The organism is Flavobacterium sp. (assembly GCF_031422135.1).
In the GTDB taxonomy this organism is placed as follows: domain Bacteria; phylum Bacteroidota; class Bacteroidia; order Flavobacteriales; family Flavobacteriaceae; genus Flavobacterium.
Map to the genome: position 1 here is coordinate 70,985 of NZ_JANOQD010000003.1, position 20,379 is coordinate 91,363.

A 20,379-nucleotide genomic window follows, 5' to 3' on the forward strand; every position below is an offset into this window, starting at 1 on the left:
TTATTTATATTAAATTTCTATTCTTCTAATCTTTTTGTTCCTTCTTCTATTCGCAATTGGTGTTCCGTCAACAAATTTTGATTCCCAAACTGGTATCCAGAATTTGCTTGTCTTCTTAAAAAAGCCATTTTTATAGCTGCAATTGCAGCTTCCGTACCTTTGTTTCCGTGAATTCCACCACTTCTATCAATGGATTGTTGTTCTGTGTTGTCCGTTAAAACACAAAAAATTACAGGAACATCAGACAAAACATTCAAATCTTTGATGCCCTGTGTTACGCCATCGCAAACAAAATCAAAATGTTGTGTTTCGCCTTTTATAACGCTTCCAATGGTAATTACTACATCGGGTTTTTGGGTTTCAATCATTTTCTTGGCACCATAAACAAGCTCAAAGCTTCCTGGCACATTCCAACGAATGATGTTTTTGTGTAATGCACCACAATCTGAAAGCGCGGTAACTGCTCCCGCATATAAACCTTCAGTGATGTGATCGTTCCATTCAGAAACAACAATCCCAAACCGAAAATCTTTCGCGTTTGGGATTGTGTTTTTATCGTAATTGGATAAATTTTTATTTGCTGTAGCCATAATGAATTAGGAATTAGGAATTACGAATTTAAGACTTTTAAATCCTTAATCCAAATTGTTAAATCCTAAATTATTACTGAGCCATTCCTATCAAAGCATCAATGTTTTGAGCTTCTGGTGTAGCGTCAAAATTGTCCTTGATATCTGTAAAATACTTTAGTGCATCTTCTTTTTTACCTAATGACATAGCGGTTTGACCAGCTTTCAATAAAAAACGTGGCGTTGTCATTTCATTTTTATCACTTTCGGCAGCTTTAATATAAAATTCCAAAGCTTCCGCTGGTTTTTTTAATTCTGATTTTGCATCACCTATTGCTCCAATGGCCATAGCATTTGTAAAAGCGTCTTTTGAACTGAATTCAGACAATTGATCGATAGCTTTTTGGTATTGCTTGGTATTCAAAAAAGACATTCCAGCATAATAATGTGCTAGATTTCCAGCTTCACCGTTTGAACCCGAAGCAATTATATCAAGAAAACCTTGTTTTCCTTCTCCGCCATTTAATGCCAAGTTGTATAACGAGTCACTCGCTTTTCCAGTACCTTCGACAGCTAATTTGAAATATTGTTGTGCTTGAAACATATCGCTTGCTGCTTCATTTTGAGCTGGTTCAGCAACGAATTTGTTGTATAACAAATAACCTACCGTTAGCAATGCAATTCCACCAACAATGGACAATATAATATTTTGATTTTTTGCAACAAACTCTTCCGTTTTTGAAGCTGTTTCATCTAAAGTATTAAATGCTCTAGCAGTTGTACTGTCCTTTTCATCAACATTGATTGTGTTCTCAATATCATTAACATCCGTTTCTACTTTTTCTTCTTCAGGTTTTGGAGCTTTATAACCTCTTTTATTATATGTTGCCATTTTTATCAAATTTAATGAGGTGCAAAAATAAAATTTTTATTCATAAATAAAAGATGTTTTACGGTTATTTTTAATAATTTGCAATCCAATTCGAAATGTTCTTTTGCAAGTGGTCTAAAACAGACATTTCTACCTTAATATATGTACTTAAAAAAACTTTCTTTATTCAATTTCAAGAACTTTAACGAAGTTAATTTTGAATTTGAACATAAAATAAACTGTTTTGTAGGAAAAAACGGTGTTGGGAAAACCAATATACTCGATGCAATTTACCATTTAGCTTTTGGAAAAAGCTATTTCAATACACTTGCTGTACAAAACATCAAACACAATCAAGATTTCTTTGTGATTGACGGCGAATTTGAAAAACAAAATCGGACGGAAAATATACTTTGTAGTTTTAAAAAAGGTCAAAAAAAAATATTGAAACGGAATGCAAAAATATATGAGAAATTTTCGGATCATTTGGGGTTTATACCACTTGTAATTATCTCACCAACTGATGTGGATTTGATTCGTGAAGGAAGCGAAACTCGAAGAAAATTTATTGACAGTGTTATTTCTCAATTAGACAATGCCTATTTGCAAGAATTGATTCTGTATCAAAAAGTATTGAGTCAACGCAATGCCCTACTAAAATATTTTGCCCTAAATCGCGTTTTTGAAACAGAAACATTAGAGATTTATGATGGACAATTAAATGTTTTTGGAAAACGAATTTATGAAAAGAGAAAACAATTTTTAAATGATTTTATTCCTATTTTCAATACTTTTTATCAAAATATTTCAAATTCTGCCGAAACGGTACAATTGAATTATGAAAGCCAATTAGAAAATCAGGATTTACTATCGCTTTTAAAAGCAAATATAAATAAAGACAGAGCCTTGCAATACACAAGCGTAGGAATTCATAAAGATGATTTATCGTTTGAAATAGGTCAATATCCCATTAAGAAATTCGGCTCACAAGGGCAGCAAAAATCATTTTTAATTGCTTTAAAGCTAGCACAATTTGAATTTGTTAAAAAACAAAGTGGCGAAAAACCCATTTTACTTTTTGACGATATTTTTGATAAACTTGATGAAACTAGAGTCGAAAAAATTGTTGCAATGGTCAATAATGATGATTTTGGACAATTATTCATTTCGGATACACACACGGAAAGAACAGAAAATATTGTAAAATCAACTCATCAGAGTTACAAAATATTTAATCTGTAAAATTATTATATTAGCAAAAATTTTAAGACTATGAAAAATTTAGTTTCAACATTCATTTTGATTTCATTTGTAATATTGAGTTGCAACGGACAAAATTCAAAAAAATACCAAACCATTTCGCCTAAAGTGTTTGCAACAAAAATGTTAGACAACGAAACGGTGCAACTTATTGATGCCAGATCACCCGAAGAATTTGAATTGCAACACCTAAACAACGCAAAAAATATAGATTGGAATGGCGAAAATTTTGAAGAAAAAATTAAAAAACTTGACAAAAACACTCCTGTTTTTGTATACTGCCTTAGTGGTGGACGGAGCAAAAGATCTGCAAACAAACTAATTGAAATGGGATTTGTTGAAGTTTACGAACTGGAAGGTGGCATTACCAATTGGATTGCAAATAAATTTCCAGTAAAAAAATAAAGTTATGTTATCTAAAGAAGCAATTCAATTTATCGAAGACTTAAAAAACAACAATAATACGGAGTGGATGCACGCCAATAAGAACAGATATGAGGATTATAAAAAAGATTACCACCTACATATCGCATCTGTATTAAATGAAATGAAACCATTGGACAAATCTCTAGAGCCATTGGAGGTGAAAAATTGTACTTTTCGTATCAATCGAGACATTCGATTTTCTAAAGATAAATCACCATACAAAACCAATATTGGAATGTGGTTGACCACTAACAAAAACAGTAAGAACAGCCCTGGTTACTATATTCATTTCGAAAAAGGGAGCTCTTTCATAGCTGGCGGAGTTTGGTGTCCAGAAGCTAATCAATTAAAAAAAATTAGAAAAGAAATCGAATTTTTTCACGATGATTTAACAGCAATTGTAGAAAATAAAAATTTTGTTACTGAATTTAAAGCAATAACTCGTGAAGAAAACAATGTTTTGAAAAATGCACCAAAAGGTTACGACCCAAGTCATCCTGCTATTGAATTTTTAAAATTAAAAAGCTTTACTTGTTCTCAAAAAATTGAAGACAAATTATTTTTAGATACTGATTTTTCTAAAAAAATAGTCCAAAAACTAATTGTTTTAAAACCATTCAATGATTTCTTAAATAGAGCTTTAGAAACTGAAGAATAAAACAATAATGCAAAAAAAAAGAATCCTTTTTCTTGGTGAAACCTATCGAGCCGATGCCATTACTTGGATAAACGGCTTAAAAGAATTTGGCGATTTTGAAATTGTAACTTGGGAATTAAAGAGCAAGAGTAATGGCTTAGGTAGAGTAGCAAGAATACTAGAACTCATTAAAGCATTTACAACTATAAGAAGTATTGCAAAAACCTCTAAAGTGGATATGATAATAGCCGAAAGGACTACCAGTTATGGCTTTCTTGCAGCATTGAGTGGCGTAACCCCAATTGCCATTGCGCAGCAAGGTATTACGGATTTGTGGCCAGAAAACTCAATAACCTATCCATTTAAAAAAATAATTCAGAGATATGCTTTCAAAAAAGCTACTTTAATTCACGCCTGGGGACCAGTAATGGCCAAGCATATGAAAGCGAGTAAAGTGGATATGTCAAAAGTGATGATTTTACCAAAAGGAATAAACTTATCCTTTTTTGAATTTCAAAATAATTCTGACGAATCGATACTAAACGCTATCGTAACCCGAACACTTCAACAAGAATACAAACACGAGGTGATACTAAATGCTTTTGGAATTTTAAAACAAAAAAACATCCCTTTCCAGTTGACTATTGTAGGAGATGGAGTTTTGTTAGAAAATTTGAAAAAACAAGCGATTGCTTTGCAAATTGAAAATGAAGTTTATTTTACAGGAAGAGTTAACAATACTGATTTACCAAAACTACTTCAAAAATCTAATTTTTATATCAGTATGCCCACCACAGAAGGTGTTTCAGCTTCCTTATTTGAAGCGATGGCTTGTGGATGTTTTCCAATTGTGACAGATTTACCAGGAAATCGTAGTTGGATTAAACACAAAGAAAATGGCATTCTGGTTCCTTCAGAAAATTACACAAAGTTAGCCTCAGAAATGGAATGGGCTTTTCAAAATCATAACGTTAGACAAAAATCGATTGTCACAAATAGAAAATTTGTAGAAGAAAATGCTAATTATGAAAAAAATATGAAGAAAATTGCTGATGCTTACCATCAATTAATCGCAACAAAACATACCTAATTATAATCTTTAGCAAAAAAACTACTTTCAGAAATTTGTCTAAATTCTTTGCTTATTTTTGTATCCAATTGAAACCTTTATTATGAATATCATTTCTAACTTTTCTTTAAAAAAACACAACACTTTTGGAATTGAAGCAAAAGCAAAACAATTTGTCGCTGTTCATTCCGTTCCAGATTTAAAAACCGTTTTACTTGAAAACAAAGCCCAAGAAAAATTTATTTTAGGCGGCGGAAGTAATATGTTGCTAACACAAGACATAGAAGCATTAGTGATTCATATTGATTTGAAAGGAAAAAAAATAATCAAGGAAGACGATGATTTTGTTTGGGTAGAAAGTCAAGCTGGCGAAAACTGGCACGAGTTTGTACTGTGGACAATAAATCAAAATTTTGGAGGATTAGAAAATATGTCACTTATTCCAGGCAATGTGGGAACAACTCCCGTTCAAAACATAGGAGCGTATGGTACCGAAATTAAAGACACTTTTGTTTTATGCCAAGCCATACATATTGAAAGTCAAGAAATTAAAACTTTTTCAAAATCTGAATGTCACTTTGGTTATAGAGAAAGTGTTTTTAAACACGAAGTCAAAGACCAATATATTATCACCTCAGTCGTTTTTAAGTTGACCAAACGAAACCATAAAATAAACACTTCCTATGGAGACATTACTGCTGAATTAGAAAAACATAATATTAAAACACCAACTTTGAAAGATGTTAGTAATGCAGTAATTGCTATTCGTCAGAGTAAATTGCCCGATCCAAAAGAACTAGGAAATAGTGGTAGTTTTTTTAAAAATCCTATTATAACTAGAACATTATTTAATGAAGTCAAAGCTAAATTTCCAGAAATTAAACATTATGATGTTTCTGAAACCGAGGTCAAAGTTCCAGCTGGGTGGCTTATAGAACAAGCGGGTTTCAAAGGAAAACGTTTTGGTGATGCAGGAATTCATAAGAATCAAGCCTTAGTTTTAGTAAATTATGGTAACGCAACAGGGCAAGAAATATTAAACGTATCAAAAGAAATTCAAAAAACCATTTTTGAAAAATATGGCATCGCAATCGAAGCAGAAGTTAATGTAATCTGATTTTGGTTGCGATTCGAAAAATCGTAATTCACAATCGTAAATCGTAATTCAAAATGTACATTCCAGCTATTTATAAAAATGAAAATCAAGAGGATATTAAAAAATTTATTGCCGAAAACGGCTTTGCCATTTTAGTCAATCAGACCAATGCAAAACTCTGGGCAACACATATTCCACTTATTCTGGATGAAAACGAAGCGGGTAAAGCTATTTTAGTTGGACACATTTCCAAAGAAAATCCACAAGGAGAAAGTTTCAAGACTAATACGGAAGTTTTAGCCATTTTTACAGGAGTTCATTCTTATATTTCATCGTCTTGGTACGACCACGAAAACGTGCCCACTTGGAATTATGTGGCAGTACACGTATATGGAAAAGTAAAAACTTTAAATCTTGAGGAAGCAACCAAATCACTCAAAAAACTAGTTGATAAATACGAAGCAACATCAGAAAAACCATTACGAATAGAAGATTTATCGAAGCAAACAATGTTACAAGCAAGAGGAATAACGGCATTTGAAATCGAAATTACGGGCATCGAAGCAGTGAAAAAAATGTCGCAAAATCGTGATGCAAAAAACCATCAAAACATTATTTCAGAATTAGAAAAAACAGGCTGTCCAAATTCAATTCTAGTTGCCCAAGAAATGAGTAAAAAACCATAAAATAATCGGTTTTAAAATTCCTAATTTGTAATTCGTAATTCCTAAATCTTTTAGCTACCTTTGCAAAATAATTTCAGACTGATTTATGGCGCAATTTTTACTCTTTTTACTCTATTTTTTTATAGTAATTACAATCATTCAGGTAATTTATTACGCATTGCTATTTGGTAAATTTTCTTTTTCGAAAACACAAGAAAACAAAGCAACAAATAATCCAATATCCGTAATTGTATGTGCCAAAAACGAAGAAGAAAACGTTTCGAATTACATTCCTTTACTATTAAAACAAAATTACCCTAACTTCGAATTAGTCCTAATCAATGATGCATCAAGCGATGAAACACTGGAAGTTTTGGAGGGATTTGAGAAAAATAATGCAAACGTAAAACTCATTAAAGTAGAAAATAACGAAGCCTTTTGGGGAAACAAAAAATTTGCACTTACTCTTGGTATTAAATCGGCAACACATGATAATCTATTGTTTATAGATGCGGATTGTTACCCAGATTCTGAAAATTGGATAACCGAAATGAGTTCGCAATTTTCAGAGCAAAAAACCATAGTTTTAGGATATGGTGCTTACGAAAAAGAGGATGGGTTATTAAATAAACTAATTCGTTTTGAAACATTACTAACCGCAACACAATATTTTGCTTGGGCAAAATTTGGAAAACCCTATATGGGAGTTGGACGTAACTTAGCCTACAAACGTCAAGAATTTTTCAATACTAATGGTTTTATTCATCATATGAAAATTCGTTCAGGTGACGACGATTTATTCATAAATGAAGCAGCAACTTCAAGAAATACAGCAATCAATTTCAATCCTGAAAGCTTTACCTATTCCAAAGCAAAAAACACATTTCGGGATTGGATTATGCAAAAAAGAAGACATATTTCAACTGCAAAAAACTACAAATTATTTGACAAAACACAATTGGGTTTATTTTTTGCCTCTCAATTTCTATTTTTTACGTTATCTATTTTACTATTGCTATTTCAATTTCAGTGGATGATTGTAGTCTCCATAATTGTGTTTCGATATATCATTTCTTGGATATCATTAGGCTATGCCGCAGGAAAACTTTATGAAAAAGATGTAATGTATTATTATCCAATTCTTGAAATAATGCTTATATTCACACAATTAAATGTGTTTTTTAGAAATATTTTTTCAAAACCTGTATATTGGAAATAAATAAGTTAATAGAAAAAGCTAAAGGAGGCGACCAAGTGGCTTTTACCGCTTTACTAGATCATTATTGGAATGAAGTGTATGGATTTATGCTTCAACGCACTGAAAATGAAACAGATGCCGAAGACATAACCATAGAAACTTTTTCAAAAGCTTTTGATAAAATAGCCACGTACAACCCCGAATTTCAATTTAACACTTGGATAATTGCGATTGCAAAAAATGTTCATATTGACTTGCTTCGCAAAAAAAAATCATCACTATTCATTGATATTACTGATGAAGAAGATGATATTGCCTACCGTGTTGCAGACACAACCCCTTCAGCAGAAGATAAATTAATTACAGAACAAAACTTATCCCGATTGCTTCAGTTTATAAAACAACTCAAGCCTGCGTATCAGGAAGTGATTCAAATGCGTTATTTTCAAGAAATGACTTATCAAGAAATAGCCGAAGATTTGAACGAGCCTCTTAATAATGTAAAAATTAAACTCCTTAGAGCTAAAAAATTATTAGCGGAGATTATTAGCAATAACTAATATTTTACTTCCAAAAAACACTTTCCTTCAAACAATTCGAATCAAATTGAATAAAATTCAATTTTTTATGTAAAAATTTAAACTATTTATATGTTTAACATAATTTTGGCACGATTTTTTCAATTAATTAATCAAAAAAGAACAGATTATTAATTATAAAACCCTAGAAATTATGTCAAAATTAAATAGTAACAAAAACGAATGGTTGGAATTAGTCTTTGAAGGAAAAAACAAAGAATATGGTGCATATCAATTGCGCAAAGAAGAAGCCAACACTACAATTAAAGCCTTTTTTGTATCCATTGGATTACTAACATCATTTGTTGGAATCATCTTATTATCAAGTTCCTTTACAGTTGAGAAAACGCCAGAAATACCACCTTCTTTAGAAAGTTCAGAAGTTATAGAAGTTATATTCCCTGAGAAAGAAGAAATTAAAGTAGAACCAGTACTTCCAAAAAAAGCAGCTGTAAAAAATCCAGTAGAAACCACGGAACTTATTGATCCAACTATTGTGGAGCAAAAAAAAGCATCTACTGATGAAATTACAAAAAATGAAAATTTAGAAAACAATAATTCTAATAACACATCAGGAAACACCGTTGAAAATACAAGTGGAAATGAAAATACAACAAATACAAATATCATTGAACCAACTAAACTAGATCCTAATGCTATTAAGGGAGTTTTTGAATTGGATAAAAAACCAAATTTCCCAGGAGGAATCAATGAGTTTTTGAAAACCGTTGGTAAGAAATTTGTAGCTCCAGAAATGGAAGAGGAAAAAATTATAAAAGTAATTGTGTATTTTGTAGTCGAAAAAGATGGAACATTGTCTAATATAACTGTACCAAATAATCCAGGTTTTGGAATGGACAAAGAAGCGATTCGAGTTTTGAAATCAATTAAAACAAAATGGGAAGCAGGAGTTTACAAAGGCGAAAAAGTAAGAACTTCCTATTCATTACCAATTATGGTTAAAACAGAATTTCAAGAATAATAGTATAAAAAAAGGTGTTTGAATATCAATTTCAAACACCTTTTCTATTTACATTAAAAAAATTATTCTGACCAATATACTAAATTCACTACTATTACTCCATCAGCATTTACCAAACTATCAGAAAGTGTAACTTGAGCAGAGCCTGTTCCGCTAAAATATCCGTCAAAAGAATCAAATCTATAAGTTCCTGGAAGTAAATTTTCAAAACAAGTTCCTTCTTGATTTGTTGGATAAAACCCTTCATTTGTAGTTAAATTTTCTCCATAAAAACCAAATAAATCTGATGCGGCAACTGGATTTCCTTGATTATCGACAGTTTGAATACATACATTATATGTTTTTACAGCCAGTTTTATTGCATCAATTTTATTTATAATCTCGATAGCTTTGTTGTTTTGAGATGTTAAAACGGATCTAACTTGAGGAACATAATTTAAAGCAACATTGTTACTATTATTGTTCAAAGCAGTTACAATTTGATTGTTTAAATACATTAAATTATCATTTAAAATAACCAAATCCGCAGTTAGTCCATTTATTTCTTGAGATGAAAATGGAAGTGCTGAAACATTCTTTGCTTCATTGACTAAATAATCAACATCATCAGCATTATTCTGAACAGCATTAATTTGGGCTATCATTTTGTTATTGAACAAATTAGAATTTGGATTTCCAAGAATAGTTAATTCCTTAACCAATTGATTTACGGCTCTTCTTGCCGTTTTGACATCCACTTTAATTTTCTCAGCAGATTCAATCGCAGAATTCAAATTTTGTTGCGTCGTAGCTTGCGAATAAATTTGCCCTAAAGTAAATAGTGTTAGCACAAACGAATAAAAAATAGTCTTTTTCATGATTTTAGTTTTTTTGATAATACTATCAAATGTATTTAATTATCATTCTTTTATTGTTTAAAATATTTTAATAAATCATTAAATATGAGTTACTTATATGTAAATACTAATTTTTAGAAAAAATATTACAATAATACAATGTCAACAATATTTAATCTGAATAAATTAGTATTCATTTTTACAATAAATTTTATTGCTAAAATCTAAAATTATCAATCTTTACCTATCTTTGTATTTTGAAATTAAAAGTTATGGAAACCGTACTTGAATCAAACATACTCCCAATTGCAAAGCCGAAATGGCTAAAGGTAAAATTACCCATTGGTCAAAAATATACCGAACTACGAGGACTTGTTGATAAATATAAATTAAACACCATTTGCACCTCTGGAAGCTGTCCAAATATGGGCGAATGTTGGGGCGAAGGCACTGCAACATTTATGATTCTTGGAAATATTTGCACTCGTTCGTGTGGATTTTGCGGCGTAAAAACGGGTCGTCCAGAAACTGTTGATTGGGACGAACCAGAAAAAGTAGCCCGTTCTATCAAGATTATGAATATCAAACACGCTGTGATTACTAGTGTGGATCGTGACGATTTGAAAGATATGGGTTCTATTATTTGGATCGAAACCGTAAAAGCCATTCGCAGAATGAATCCAGAAACCACTCTAGAAACACTAATTCCAGATTTTCAAGGAGTCGAAAGAAATTTAGATCGAATAGTCGAAGCTAATCCCGAGGTGGTTTCACATAATATGGAAACGGTACGTCGATTAACTCGTGAAGTGCGAATTCAAGCCAAATATGACAAAAGTTTAGAGGTTTTGCGTTACTTAAAACAACAAGGAATTCGTAGAACAAAATCAGGTATTATGTTAGGTTTAGGAGAAACTGAAGAAGAAGTAATACAAACAATGCGAGATTTACGAAATGCTAATGTAGACATTGTAACCATAGGTCAATATTTGCAACCCAGCAAAAAACACCTTCCAGTAAAGGAGTATATTTTGCCTGAACAATTTCAAAAATACGAAAAAATTGGACTAGAAATGGGATTCCGTCACGTAGAAAGTGGTGCATTAGTTCGTTCCTCCTACAAAGCACAAAAACACATACTTTAAAAAATTTCAATTTCAAAAATCAAATTCAATATCAAGAATTCATTTTGATACTGCTAAAATTTGAAAAAACGAACCCTGTAATTGAAATTGTGATTGACTTTTGAAAATAAAAATGACAAAAACAAGAATTGCTATTAATGGTTTTGGACGAATTGGTCGAAACTTATTTAGATTATTATTAAACCACCCTACCATTGAAATCGTGGCGATAAATGATATTGCTGACAATAAAACAATGGCACATTTACTCAAATATGACAGCATTCACGGAGTATTACCCAATAGTATTTCGCATAATGAATCCTCGATTGTAGTAGACGAAAAACCGTACTTGTTTTTCCACGAAAAGGAAATTTTAAAACTAGATTGGAAATCATTAAATATTGATTTCGTTATCGAATCGACTGGCAAGTACCATAGTTTTGAAGACATAAACAACCATATTCTTGCTGGTGCAAAAAAAGTAATTTTATCAGCTCCTGCTGAAGTTGAAAATATTAAAACGGTGGTTCTTGGTGTAAACGAAAACAGTCTTGATGGAAGCGAAACAATCATTTCCAATGCAAGTTGCACCACCAATAATGCTGCACCAATGATTAAAATATTGCAAGAATTATGCGGCATTGAGCAAGCATACATTACAACCATTCATTCCTATACCACAGATCAAAGTTTACACGATCAACCGCACAAAGATTTGCGTAGAGCACGTGGCGCAAGCCAGTCGATAGTTCCTACAACAACTGGCGCAGCAAAAGCGTTGACAAAAATTTTTCCAGAATTGAAAGGAAAAATTGGGGGTTGCGGCATTAGAGTTCCTGTTCCAGATGGATCACTAACAGATATAACGGTAAATGTAAAACGTGAGGTATCCATAGATGAAATTAATTTGGCATTCAAAAGAGCTTCTGAAAATGAATTAAAAGGAATACTTGCTTACACTGAAGACCCAATTGTTTCGGTAGATATTCTAGGAAACAGAAACTCCTGTTTGTTTGATGCTCAGTTAACATCTGTAATCGATAAAATGGTCAAAATTGTAGGTTGGTATGATAACGAAATAGGATATTCAAGCAGAATTATTGACTTAATTACTTTTATTGCAAAAAAATAATTACATTTATGGTATTATGTTTTTAATATATGAGTAAACATTTAATTCTGATTGTATTCTTTTTGACTAACTATTTTGTTTTTGGACAAAATACAAGGAATAATGTAACAATAATTGATAGTGCCTTTTATTACAACGAGAATTCAAAACTTCACAAGGACAATAAATTGTTTGACAAAGCTTTAGAGAACTCTAATAAAGCTATAATTTATGCCCAAAAAACAAAAAATATTTCAAGACTAGCTGATGGATATTTCACATTAGCACTAGTTTACATTGATTTAAAAGAGTTCGACAAAGCGATAGAAAATCTCATTCGAAGTGTTTCTATATTAAATTCAATTGAACCTGGATCAAGATTAGCATTAACCTACTATAATTTAGGGTTGTGCTATATGCAAAAACTCAAATTCTCTAAAGCAGAGTCTTATTTTGAAAAAGCAAATTCAGCATATGACAGTATTGACTTGCCGGACGCAAAAAATATGGTAAACCTTCAAAAAGCAATTTTATATATAGAAAAAGAAGAATATTTAATTGCAGAAAAAATTCTAGCAGAAATTTCTCTTTTACAAAAAAATAAAAATATTTACGAAACACAATCTGAAGCTTTGTACCAATTAGGATTACTTAAATCAAAGGCAAAAATAAACAATCTTGCTCTGAATTATTTGTTTCGAGGTTATGAACTTAGTAAAGAATCTAACAACATAAGTCAGCAAATTAAAATAACAAAAAAAGTCAGTGAAGTATACGGAAATATGCTTCAAAACAACAATTCTTTTAAATATTTAAAAATAAATACACAGCTTAGAGATTCATTGGACAAAATATATAAATCTAAAAAAATAAACATTGCTTCAGACAAATTTAAAGTAGATGAAATGTTGCGCTCTATGGAAAGAATGGAGATTCAAAAAAAGCAACAAGAAAAATCTGTAAAGTTTTCAAAACTAATTAATATTTTAAGCATTGCATTGATTACAATTCTTTCGCTTTCGATGTTATCATTGTATAAAAACAATATTATTCGAAACAAATCAAACGAATTGCTTAAAGGAAAAAATAACGAACTCGAAATCGCTAAAGAAAGAATAGAAAAAGCCTCAAAAGCACGTGCAGAATTCTTATCAACTGTAAGCCACGAACTACGAACTCCGTTGAATGCTATAAACGGAATATCTCATATTTTACTTGATGATGACCCAAAACCAAATCAAATAGAATATTTAAAATCATTAAAATTTTCTGGAAATTACCTTCTAACTTATATCAATGAAATTCTAGAAATTAATCGAATTGAATCTAATAATATTGAAGTCGAGAAAATTAGCTTCAATTTGAGAGAATTATTGCATAACATTCAAAACTCGTTAAAAGAAGAAGCAAGCAAAAACAACAATCAACTACTCTTAAATATTGATGAAGATGTACCAAATGTTGTTATTAGTGATCCAACTAAAATATCTCAAATATCAATTAATCTAATCAATAATGCACTCAAATTTACTGAAAATGGTATTATTACAGTGAGCACCAAAATAAATCACATCTATGATGATACCTGTAATATCCGATTTGATGTTCAAGACACGGGAATAGGAATTCCAACTGAAAAACTAGAATCTATCTTTGACAGTTTCTCTCAAGGTTCAGTCGAAATAAACAGAAAATATGGGGGCACGGGACTAGGTTTAACTATTGTAAAACGATTAGTATCATTACTTGGAGGAAAAATAGCGGTTTCAAGTGAAATTGGCAAAGGTTCCACATTCACTTATAATTTAGAATTCCAAATTGGAAAAGCATTAGTTGAATCCACTATTAATTCTATCGAAGACGAAAGCATATTTGTTAATAAAAGTATTTTATTGGTAGAGGACAATAAAATCAACCAAATGATTACCAAAAAAATTCTGGAGAAAAAAGAAATGATTTGCGAGCTTTGTGAAACTGGAGAAGATGCCATAACAAAAATGCAAACAAACAAATACGATTTAGTTCTAATGGATGTTCATTTGCCTGGAATAAACGGTACAATTGCTACTGAAGAAATTAGAAAATTTGACAAAAACACTCCTATTATTGCATTAACAGCAATTTCATTAGATGAAAACAGAGAAATGTTACTATCGTATGGAATGACAGATGTAATCACAAAACCGTTTAATCCTGACGCTTTTTACAAAACTTTAGAACAAAATTTTCTGATTGTTAATGTTGCGTTATTAAACCCATAATTAAACCTCTCACTAGCGGATCTACTTTACCCATTTCTTTCAGAACTTCTTCGTGAGAAAGTGGAATTTCAGTAGGGTGTTCGTTACTAGTATCTGCAACTACTGATACGCCAAAACATTCAACATCCATATGTCTCGCCACAATAACTTCTGGAACAGTTGACATACCCACACAATCTGCACCCAATATCTTAAACATTTTATATTCGGCAAGATTTTCAAAAGTAGGCCCCTGAAGACCAAAATAAACACCTTCTTCCACCTTAAAATTTAAACTGGAAGCGATAGTTTTAGCTTTCGAAATCATTTCAGAACTGTAAGCACCTGTCATACTTATAAACTGTGGACCAAAACGAGTATCGTTTATCCCTCGTAATGGATTTTCAGGAAAATAATTAATATGGTCTTTTATCAAGACTATTGTTCCAACTGCATAAGCAGAATTGACACCCCCAGAAGCATTAGAAACAATCATTTTTGTAATTCCCAGTTGTTTCATAACACGTATAGGAAAAGTGATTTGTTGCATTGAATAACCCTCATAATAATGAGCTCTCCCTTGCATTGCAACGACTTGTTTGTCTCCAATTTTACCAAAAACTAGTGCACCAACGTGCCCCTCCACTGTACAAATAGGAAAATTAGGGATGTCTTTGTATTCCAAAATACAATCAATTTCAATATCATCAACAAATCCTCCCAAACCTGAACCTAGAATAACACCATATTCCGGTTGAATACTTGTTTTTGTTGCTATAAAACGAATCGTTTCTTGAACTTTATACCACATAACTTAATACTGTTTTATCAAAATAATTCCCTTTCGTAATGAATGTACTTTTAATAGGTAAATAATAAAGCGCTTTCGAGTTTAATTTATCAACCAATCGCACATAATCTTTTTCGGTTGTAATAATGATTTTATCTTTTGATTTATTTTTTATATCTATAATATCATTTTCTGTAAAATTGTGATGATCTGGAAATTTCATCACAATATCATTGTCCTTCTTCAAATATTCAAAAAATGATTCTGGCTTTGCAATTCCTGCCAAAATTAATTTATCTGAATCTTTTATTTGCGATAATTCTATTTCTTTTTCATTATTAATTACAAAATTATCATATTCAATAGCAGAAAAATACAATTGTTGATTATTCTTCAATTTTAATTCCTTTTTAATTCTAATTTGCTCACTGTCAGACAAAGTATTTGGAGATTTTGTAACCACAATGACATCAGCACGTTTAGACCCGACACGACTTTCGCGCAAATTCCCAGTGGGCACTATAAAATCGTTTGTAAACAAATCATTATAAGTAGTAAGTAAAATATAAAATCCAGCCTTCACTCTTCTATGCTGAAAAGCGTCGTCAAGCAATATGATATCGGGTTTATTTTTTTGCAAAAGCAATTGCTCAATGCCGTTTTTCCGATTGGCATCGACAGCAACTTGAATGTTTGGAAATTTTTTATAAAACTGAAAAGGCTCATCACCTAAAATTTCTGCTGTAGCATTTTCATCAGCCAAAACAAATCCTACGGATTTTCGTTTGTAACCACGACTCAAAGTAGACACCTTATATTTATCGGATAATAATCGAATAAGATATTCTATTTGAGGGGTTTTTCCAGTACCACCTACGCTCAAATTACCTACTGCAATAACTGGTATAGCAAACGAGTAGGATTTAAAAATGCCTTTATCGTAAAGAAAATTACGAAAACCAGTAATGCATCCGTACAAAATGGCGAAAGGGAAAAGTAATTTTCTCAAAAAATTCATTTTACGAAAATACTATTTTATTTTAATAGTTCTTAAACCAAGAAAAGAAATCATAACTAATGAATTCTATTTTTTATTTTAGTTTTCGTTAACCTCTTCTTTTTTCAATACCATTTTCAGTGCAAAAAATCCTAAAAGCCCTGCAATAAATGAGGAAAGTAAGATTACTAATTTTGAATTATTGATTGTGATTTCCTCCTCAAAAGCAAGTAATGTTATAAAAATTGACATTGTAAAACCAATTCCGCCTAATAGTCCAACTCCAAAAACTGATTTCCAATTTAAATCGTTTGGAAGTTTACAAACTCCAAATTTTACCGCCAGAAATGAAAATAAAAAAATTCCAAGTGGTTTTCCAACAAGTAAACCTAGTGCAATTCCTAAACTATAATTTTTGGTTAGCGTTTCTCCCATATTTCCGCTAAAGACTATTGCTGTATTGGCTAATGTAAAAATTGGTATTATTATAAATGCTACAGGTTTGTGCAAAAAATGTTGCAAAATATAGGAAGTTGATTTTTCATCTCCGTTTCCAAAAGGAATTGCAAATGCTAATAAAACACCTGTAATAGTGGCGTGAACTCCAGAATGTAACATAAAATACCACATGGCGATTCCTCCAATTAAATACGGAATAAGATTTCTGATTTTTAGTCTATTAAATGCTAAAAGCAATGCAAAAATACCTAAGGCAATAAATAGATTTGTCCAAAGTAAGCTTTTTGTATAAAATATGGCAATAATTAGTATTGCTCCCAAGTCGTCAATTACAGCTAATGCTGTTAAAAAAATTTTCAATGATGTCGGAACTCGATTGCCTAACAAGGATAATATTCCTAATGCAAAAGCAATGTCTGTTGCCATTGGTATTCCTGCACCTGATTGTGTTGTGGTTCCAAAGTTGAAAATTAAAAATACTCCTGCAGGAAGTAGCATTCCGCCTAATGCACCAAAAATAGGCAATAAAGCATCTTTAATATTAGAAAGTTCTCCTTGATAAATTTCTCTTTCTAGCTCTAAGCCAATCAGCAAAAAGAAAACAGTCATTAATCCGTCATTTATCCAATGCTCCAAACTATGTCCTGCAAATTGGGTTAGAAAAAAGTTATGATAATCAGCACCAAAAGTTGAATTTGCAAATACCAATGATAAAATGGTACAAGAAATCAATGTTAGCCCACCCGTTTTCTCGCTTTCAAAAAAATCTTTAAATAGTTTAGTCCCTTTCATCTTCTAAATAAAAGCATAAATTATTTATGCTCCAAATAAAAAGATAGAATTAATTAAGATACACAGATTTTAAAATAGTAGCCCGTTGGTTGTAATTATTGAGAAAAGTGAGTTCGATTTTAAAGTTTGCTATAATTGTGAAGTTGCAGAATGTTCCCAACTTTAAAAATGGTATCGAGAAGCGTTTTTGAATACTTCTCGATACCATTTTGGCGAAGAACTTTCCGAATTATTCGTGAGTATTGCGCCAAAATCACTCGAAGTAACGAAGCCTTTGTCCAAGTGACAAGCTCGAAGTGACACTAATTTCCCCGTCACTTCGAATAGTTTTTAAAGTTTGCTGTAATTGTGAAGTTGTAGAATGTTTCTAGCTTTAAAAATGGTATCGAGAAGCGTTTTTGAATACTTCTCGATACCATTTTGGCTAAGAACTTTTCCGCATTGTTCGTGAGTATTGCGCCAAAATCACTCGAAGTAACGAAGCCTTTGCCCAAGTGACAAGCTCTAAGTGACACTAATTTCCCCGTCACTTCGAGTAGTTTTTAAAGTTTGCTGTAATTGTGAAGTTGTAGAATCTTCCCAACTTTAAAAATGGTATCGAGAAGCGTTTTTGAATACTTCTCGATACCATTTTGGCGAAGAACTTTTCCGCATTGTTCGTGAGTATTGCGCCAAAATCAAATTGACGAAAAAATATCATTAAAAACTAATTACACCCAACGAGTACGAATTATTTAAGAAATCAATGAAAATCATTTAACTCTGTGACTAAAAAATAAATGTAGTCCGTAAAAAACGAACAGTTATAACTAAACAAACCCTATCCATTTACCAAGAAATAATGCACTTTATCGATTTTACAATAAAATAACATCAAATTTTATTTAGTAAAACACTAATTAACAATCGGTTGCCTACTAAAAATAGTTTTATCATTAAGCTTCATAACATTTAGCCATTGGTTAATGTGCTATTTTACAGTACTTTTGCAAAAAAATAAATTATTCAAGAATAAAACTACCTATTTTAATGCGATATACACTTCAAGGTATCTTAACGATACTCACACTACAATTTTGCCTTTTTTCGGCACAAGCTCAAGACATTCTTTGGGAAAAATCTTATGGTGGCAAACACGCCGAGTTTCTGTTTGATGCTGTTCCCACACCCGATTATGGTTTTATCCTAGCGGGAAGTTCCATTTCGAACAAGAACGGTAACAAGTCCGACAACAACAAAGGCGATCTCGATTATTGGGTTTGGAAAATGGACGAAAAAGGCGACCTAGACTGGCAAAAAAGCTTTGGTGGTGCTGGAGTAGATTTACTTCAAAGTATTAAACTCACTAAAGACGCAGGCTTTATTCTAGCAGGAACCTCTACTTCCAACAGTGGCGAATTTAAAACGCAAGATAGTAAAGGCGATGCCGATTTCTGGATTATCAAACTCGATGCCAAAGGCGGAGAAATGTGGCAAAAAACCATTGGCGGAAACGGACAAGAAAAACTACAAAGCATTTCTAGAACCACGGATGGTGGTTATATTATAGGCGGAAGTTCTGCCTCAGACAAAACCCCAAAAGACGAAAAAGGCACTGCAGACAAATATGGTAAAACCGAAAATAGTCAAGGTAATCTAGACTATTGGGTCATCAAACTCAAAGAAAATGGCGATATCGAATGGCAAAAAACAATAGGTGGTGAGTATATCGATGAACTCAAAAGTATTGAACAAACGAAAGACGGTGGTTACATTTTAGGTGGTTATTCCAACTCACCCGTTTCGGGAAATAAAACTGACAAGAACATCGGTGTAGGGGATTATTGGATTGTGAAACTTGATAAAATAGGTACTATCGAGTGGCAAAAAACCGTAGGTGGCGACCAAGACGACAACCTGTTTGCGTTGACACAAACCAACGATGGCGGTTTTATAGCGGGTGGAAACTCCAACTCAGGAGCTACCGATTCTAAAAGCAAAGGCAACAGCAACGGAACTGATTTCTGGGTTGTTAAGTTTGACGAAAAAGGCGAAATCCTTTGGCAAGAAACCTACAATTATGGCAAAACGGATGTCTTGACTTCGATAGTTGAAAATACAGATGGAACATTGCTCATAGGTGGGTATGCGCAGAGTGAAGTCGATAGTCAGAAGACCAAAGACCAAAGCGCAATAGGAATGGGTAAAAAAACAGACAAAGAAGGTATTAGCGATTATATTGCCTTAAAAATTACAGCAAAAGGCGAAGAAATTTGGTCGCAAACGGTAGGGAGTAAAGGCGAAGAAGTACTTAAAAAACTACTAGAAACCCGTGATGGTGGCTACTTACTGGCGGGAACCTCTCAAGGGGAGAAGTCCAGAGACAAGAACACGGCAATAGGCGGTAGTGATTTTTGGGTAGTGAAACTCAAGGATAAAACCAAGCTCGAGAAAGTAAAAATCAAGCTCGAAGTATTGCCCAATCCTGTGGTTACTTTTACCAATGTGATAGTCAATTTTGAATACACCAGCGGCGAAGCCACACTCTACGATCTTAACGGAAGACAGCTCAACCAGTCTAAAATACACGGCGAACACACCATCCCTTTTGATATGAGTGCCTTACCCAGTGGTTTATACATTATAGACATTAAGACTAATGGCGGACAAGAAGGAATTAAAGTAATAAAACAATAA

Annotated in this window: 20 protein-coding genes; 13 read left to right on the forward strand and 7 right to left on the reverse strand. The window is 32.2% G+C overall.

Going from position 1 to position 20,379, the window contains the following annotated elements:
• Positions 1 to 17: 17 nt before the first annotated feature.
• Together ribH and RMO70_RS00505 are read right to left on the reverse strand one after the other, a co-directional pair.
• Positions 18 to 590, reverse strand: coding sequence for a 6,7-dimethyl-8-ribityllumazine synthase (gene ribH / locus RMO70_RS00500; protein ID WP_310554457.1), 573 nt, complete (start codon positions 588 to 590; stop codon positions 18 to 20).
• Between the two features lie 73 nt (positions 591 to 663).
• Positions 664 to 1,461, reverse strand: coding sequence for a hypothetical protein (locus RMO70_RS00505; RefSeq protein WP_310554458.1), 798 nt, complete (start codon positions 1,459 to 1,461; stop codon positions 664 to 666).
• 141 nt (positions 1,462 to 1,602) lie between these two features.
• Here RMO70_RS00505 and recF point away from each other — a divergent pair, with 141 nt between their 5' ends.
• The 9 genes from recF to RMO70_RS00550 all read left to right on the forward strand — a co-directional run bounded on the left by recF (position 1,603) and on the right by RMO70_RS00550 (position 9,351).
• The gene (recF, locus tag RMO70_RS00510; protein WP_310554459.1) at positions 1,603 to 2,682 is read left to right on the forward strand and encodes a DNA replication/repair protein RecF; all 1,080 of its coding nucleotides are present in this window, start codon (positions 1,603 to 1,605) and stop codon (positions 2,680 to 2,682) included.
• A gap of 30 nt (positions 2,683 to 2,712) precedes the next feature.
• Entirely contained in the window at positions 2,713 to 3,105 is a 393-nt protein-coding gene (locus RMO70_RS00515; protein WP_310554460.1) for a rhodanese-like domain-containing protein, read from the forward strand.
• A gap of 4 nt (positions 3,106 to 3,109) precedes the next feature.
• Positions 3,110 to 3,784, forward strand: coding sequence for a DUF2461 domain-containing protein (locus RMO70_RS00520; RefSeq protein WP_310554461.1), 675 nt, complete (start codon positions 3,110 to 3,112; stop codon positions 3,782 to 3,784).
• 7 nt (positions 3,785 to 3,791) lie between these two features.
• Entirely contained in the window at positions 3,792 to 4,853 is a 1,062-nt protein-coding gene (locus tag RMO70_RS00525) for a glycosyltransferase (RefSeq protein WP_310554462.1), read from the forward strand.
• Between the two features lie 82 nt (positions 4,854 to 4,935).
• On the forward strand, positions 4,936 to 5,949 hold the full coding sequence (gene murB / locus RMO70_RS00530) for a UDP-N-acetylmuramate dehydrogenase (RefSeq protein ID WP_310554463.1): 1,014 nt from the start codon (positions 4,936 to 4,938) through the stop codon (positions 5,947 to 5,949).
• Positions 5,950 to 6,002: 53 nt separating this feature from the next.
• On the forward strand, positions 6,003 to 6,614 hold the full coding sequence (locus RMO70_RS00535; protein ID WP_310554464.1) for an FMN-binding negative transcriptional regulator: 612 nt from the start codon (positions 6,003 to 6,005) through the stop codon (positions 6,612 to 6,614).
• 85 nt (positions 6,615 to 6,699) lie between these two features.
• Positions 6,700 to 7,812: a glycosyltransferase gene (locus tag RMO70_RS00540; protein ID WP_310554465.1), complete on the forward strand. Its 1,113-nt coding sequence runs from the start codon at positions 6,700 to 6,702 to the stop codon at positions 7,810 to 7,812.
• Positions 7,803 to 8,351, forward strand: a complete 549-nt coding sequence (locus tag RMO70_RS00545; protein ID WP_310554466.1) for a sigma-70 family RNA polymerase sigma factor — start codon at positions 7,803 to 7,805, stop codon at positions 8,349 to 8,351. The genes RMO70_RS00540 and RMO70_RS00545 overlap by 10 nt, the downstream gene beginning before the upstream one ends.
• 172 nt (positions 8,352 to 8,523) lie before the next feature.
• Positions 8,524 to 9,351 (forward strand): energy transducer TonB, encoded by an 828-nt coding sequence (locus RMO70_RS00550; RefSeq protein ID WP_310554467.1) that lies wholly within the window; start codon positions 8,524 to 8,526, stop codon positions 9,349 to 9,351.
• A gap of 62 nt (positions 9,352 to 9,413) precedes the next feature.
• On the opposite strand, the gene RMO70_RS00555 is transcribed toward RMO70_RS00550, so the two are convergent.
• A complete protein-coding gene (locus tag RMO70_RS00555; RefSeq protein ID WP_310554468.1) occupies positions 9,414 to 10,208 on the reverse strand; it encodes a hypothetical protein in 795 nt (264 codons plus the stop codon).
• Between the two features lie 251 nt (positions 10,209 to 10,459).
• On the opposite strand from RMO70_RS00555, the gene lipA reads away from it, so the two are divergent.
• From lipA to RMO70_RS00570, 3 genes are all read left to right on the forward strand, one after another.
• Positions 10,460 to 11,332, forward strand: a complete 873-nt coding sequence (gene lipA / locus RMO70_RS00560; RefSeq protein WP_310554469.1) for a lipoyl synthase — start codon at positions 10,460 to 10,462, stop codon at positions 11,330 to 11,332.
• A 112-nt stretch (positions 11,333 to 11,444) separates the two neighbouring features.
• Positions 11,445 to 12,446, forward strand: coding sequence for a type I glyceraldehyde-3-phosphate dehydrogenase (gap, locus tag RMO70_RS00565; RefSeq protein ID WP_310554470.1), 1,002 nt, complete (start codon positions 11,445 to 11,447; stop codon positions 12,444 to 12,446).
• A gap of 29 nt (positions 12,447 to 12,475) precedes the next feature.
• Positions 12,476 to 14,686 carry a response regulator gene (locus RMO70_RS00570; RefSeq protein ID WP_310554471.1) on the forward strand — a complete coding sequence of 737 codons (2,211 nt, stop codon included), beginning with the start codon at positions 12,476 to 12,478 and terminating at the stop codon, positions 14,684 to 14,686.
• Here RMO70_RS00570 and RMO70_RS00575 read toward each other — a convergent pair.
• From RMO70_RS00575 to RMO70_RS00590, 4 genes are all read right to left on the reverse strand, one after another.
• Positions 14,661 to 15,476, reverse strand: coding sequence for a purine-nucleoside phosphorylase (locus RMO70_RS00575; protein WP_310554472.1), 816 nt, complete (start codon positions 15,474 to 15,476; stop codon positions 14,661 to 14,663). The genes RMO70_RS00570 and RMO70_RS00575 overlap by 26 nt on opposite strands.
• The gene (lpxK, locus tag RMO70_RS00580; protein ID WP_310554473.1) at positions 15,466 to 16,473 is read right to left on the reverse strand and encodes a tetraacyldisaccharide 4'-kinase; all 1,008 of its coding nucleotides are present in this window, start codon (positions 16,471 to 16,473) and stop codon (positions 15,466 to 15,468) included. Before lpxK ends, RMO70_RS00575 begins: the two co-directional genes overlap by 11 nt.
• A gap of 78 nt (positions 16,474 to 16,551) precedes the next feature.
• Positions 16,552 to 17,703 carry a Na+/H+ antiporter NhaA gene (gene nhaA, locus RMO70_RS00585; RefSeq protein WP_310554474.1) on the reverse strand — a complete coding sequence of 384 codons (1,152 nt, stop codon included), beginning with the start codon at positions 17,701 to 17,703 and terminating at the stop codon, positions 16,552 to 16,554.
• Positions 17,704 to 17,865: 162 nt separating this feature from the next.
• Positions 17,866 to 18,021 carry a hypothetical protein gene (locus RMO70_RS00590; RefSeq protein ID WP_310554475.1) on the reverse strand — a complete coding sequence of 52 codons (156 nt, stop codon included), beginning with the start codon at positions 18,019 to 18,021 and terminating at the stop codon, positions 17,866 to 17,868.
• A gap of 711 nt (positions 18,022 to 18,732) precedes the next feature.
• Here RMO70_RS00590 and RMO70_RS00595 point away from each other — a divergent pair.
• Entirely contained in the window at positions 18,733 to 20,379 is a 1,647-nt protein-coding gene (locus tag RMO70_RS00595; RefSeq protein WP_310554476.1) for a T9SS type A sorting domain-containing protein, read from the forward strand.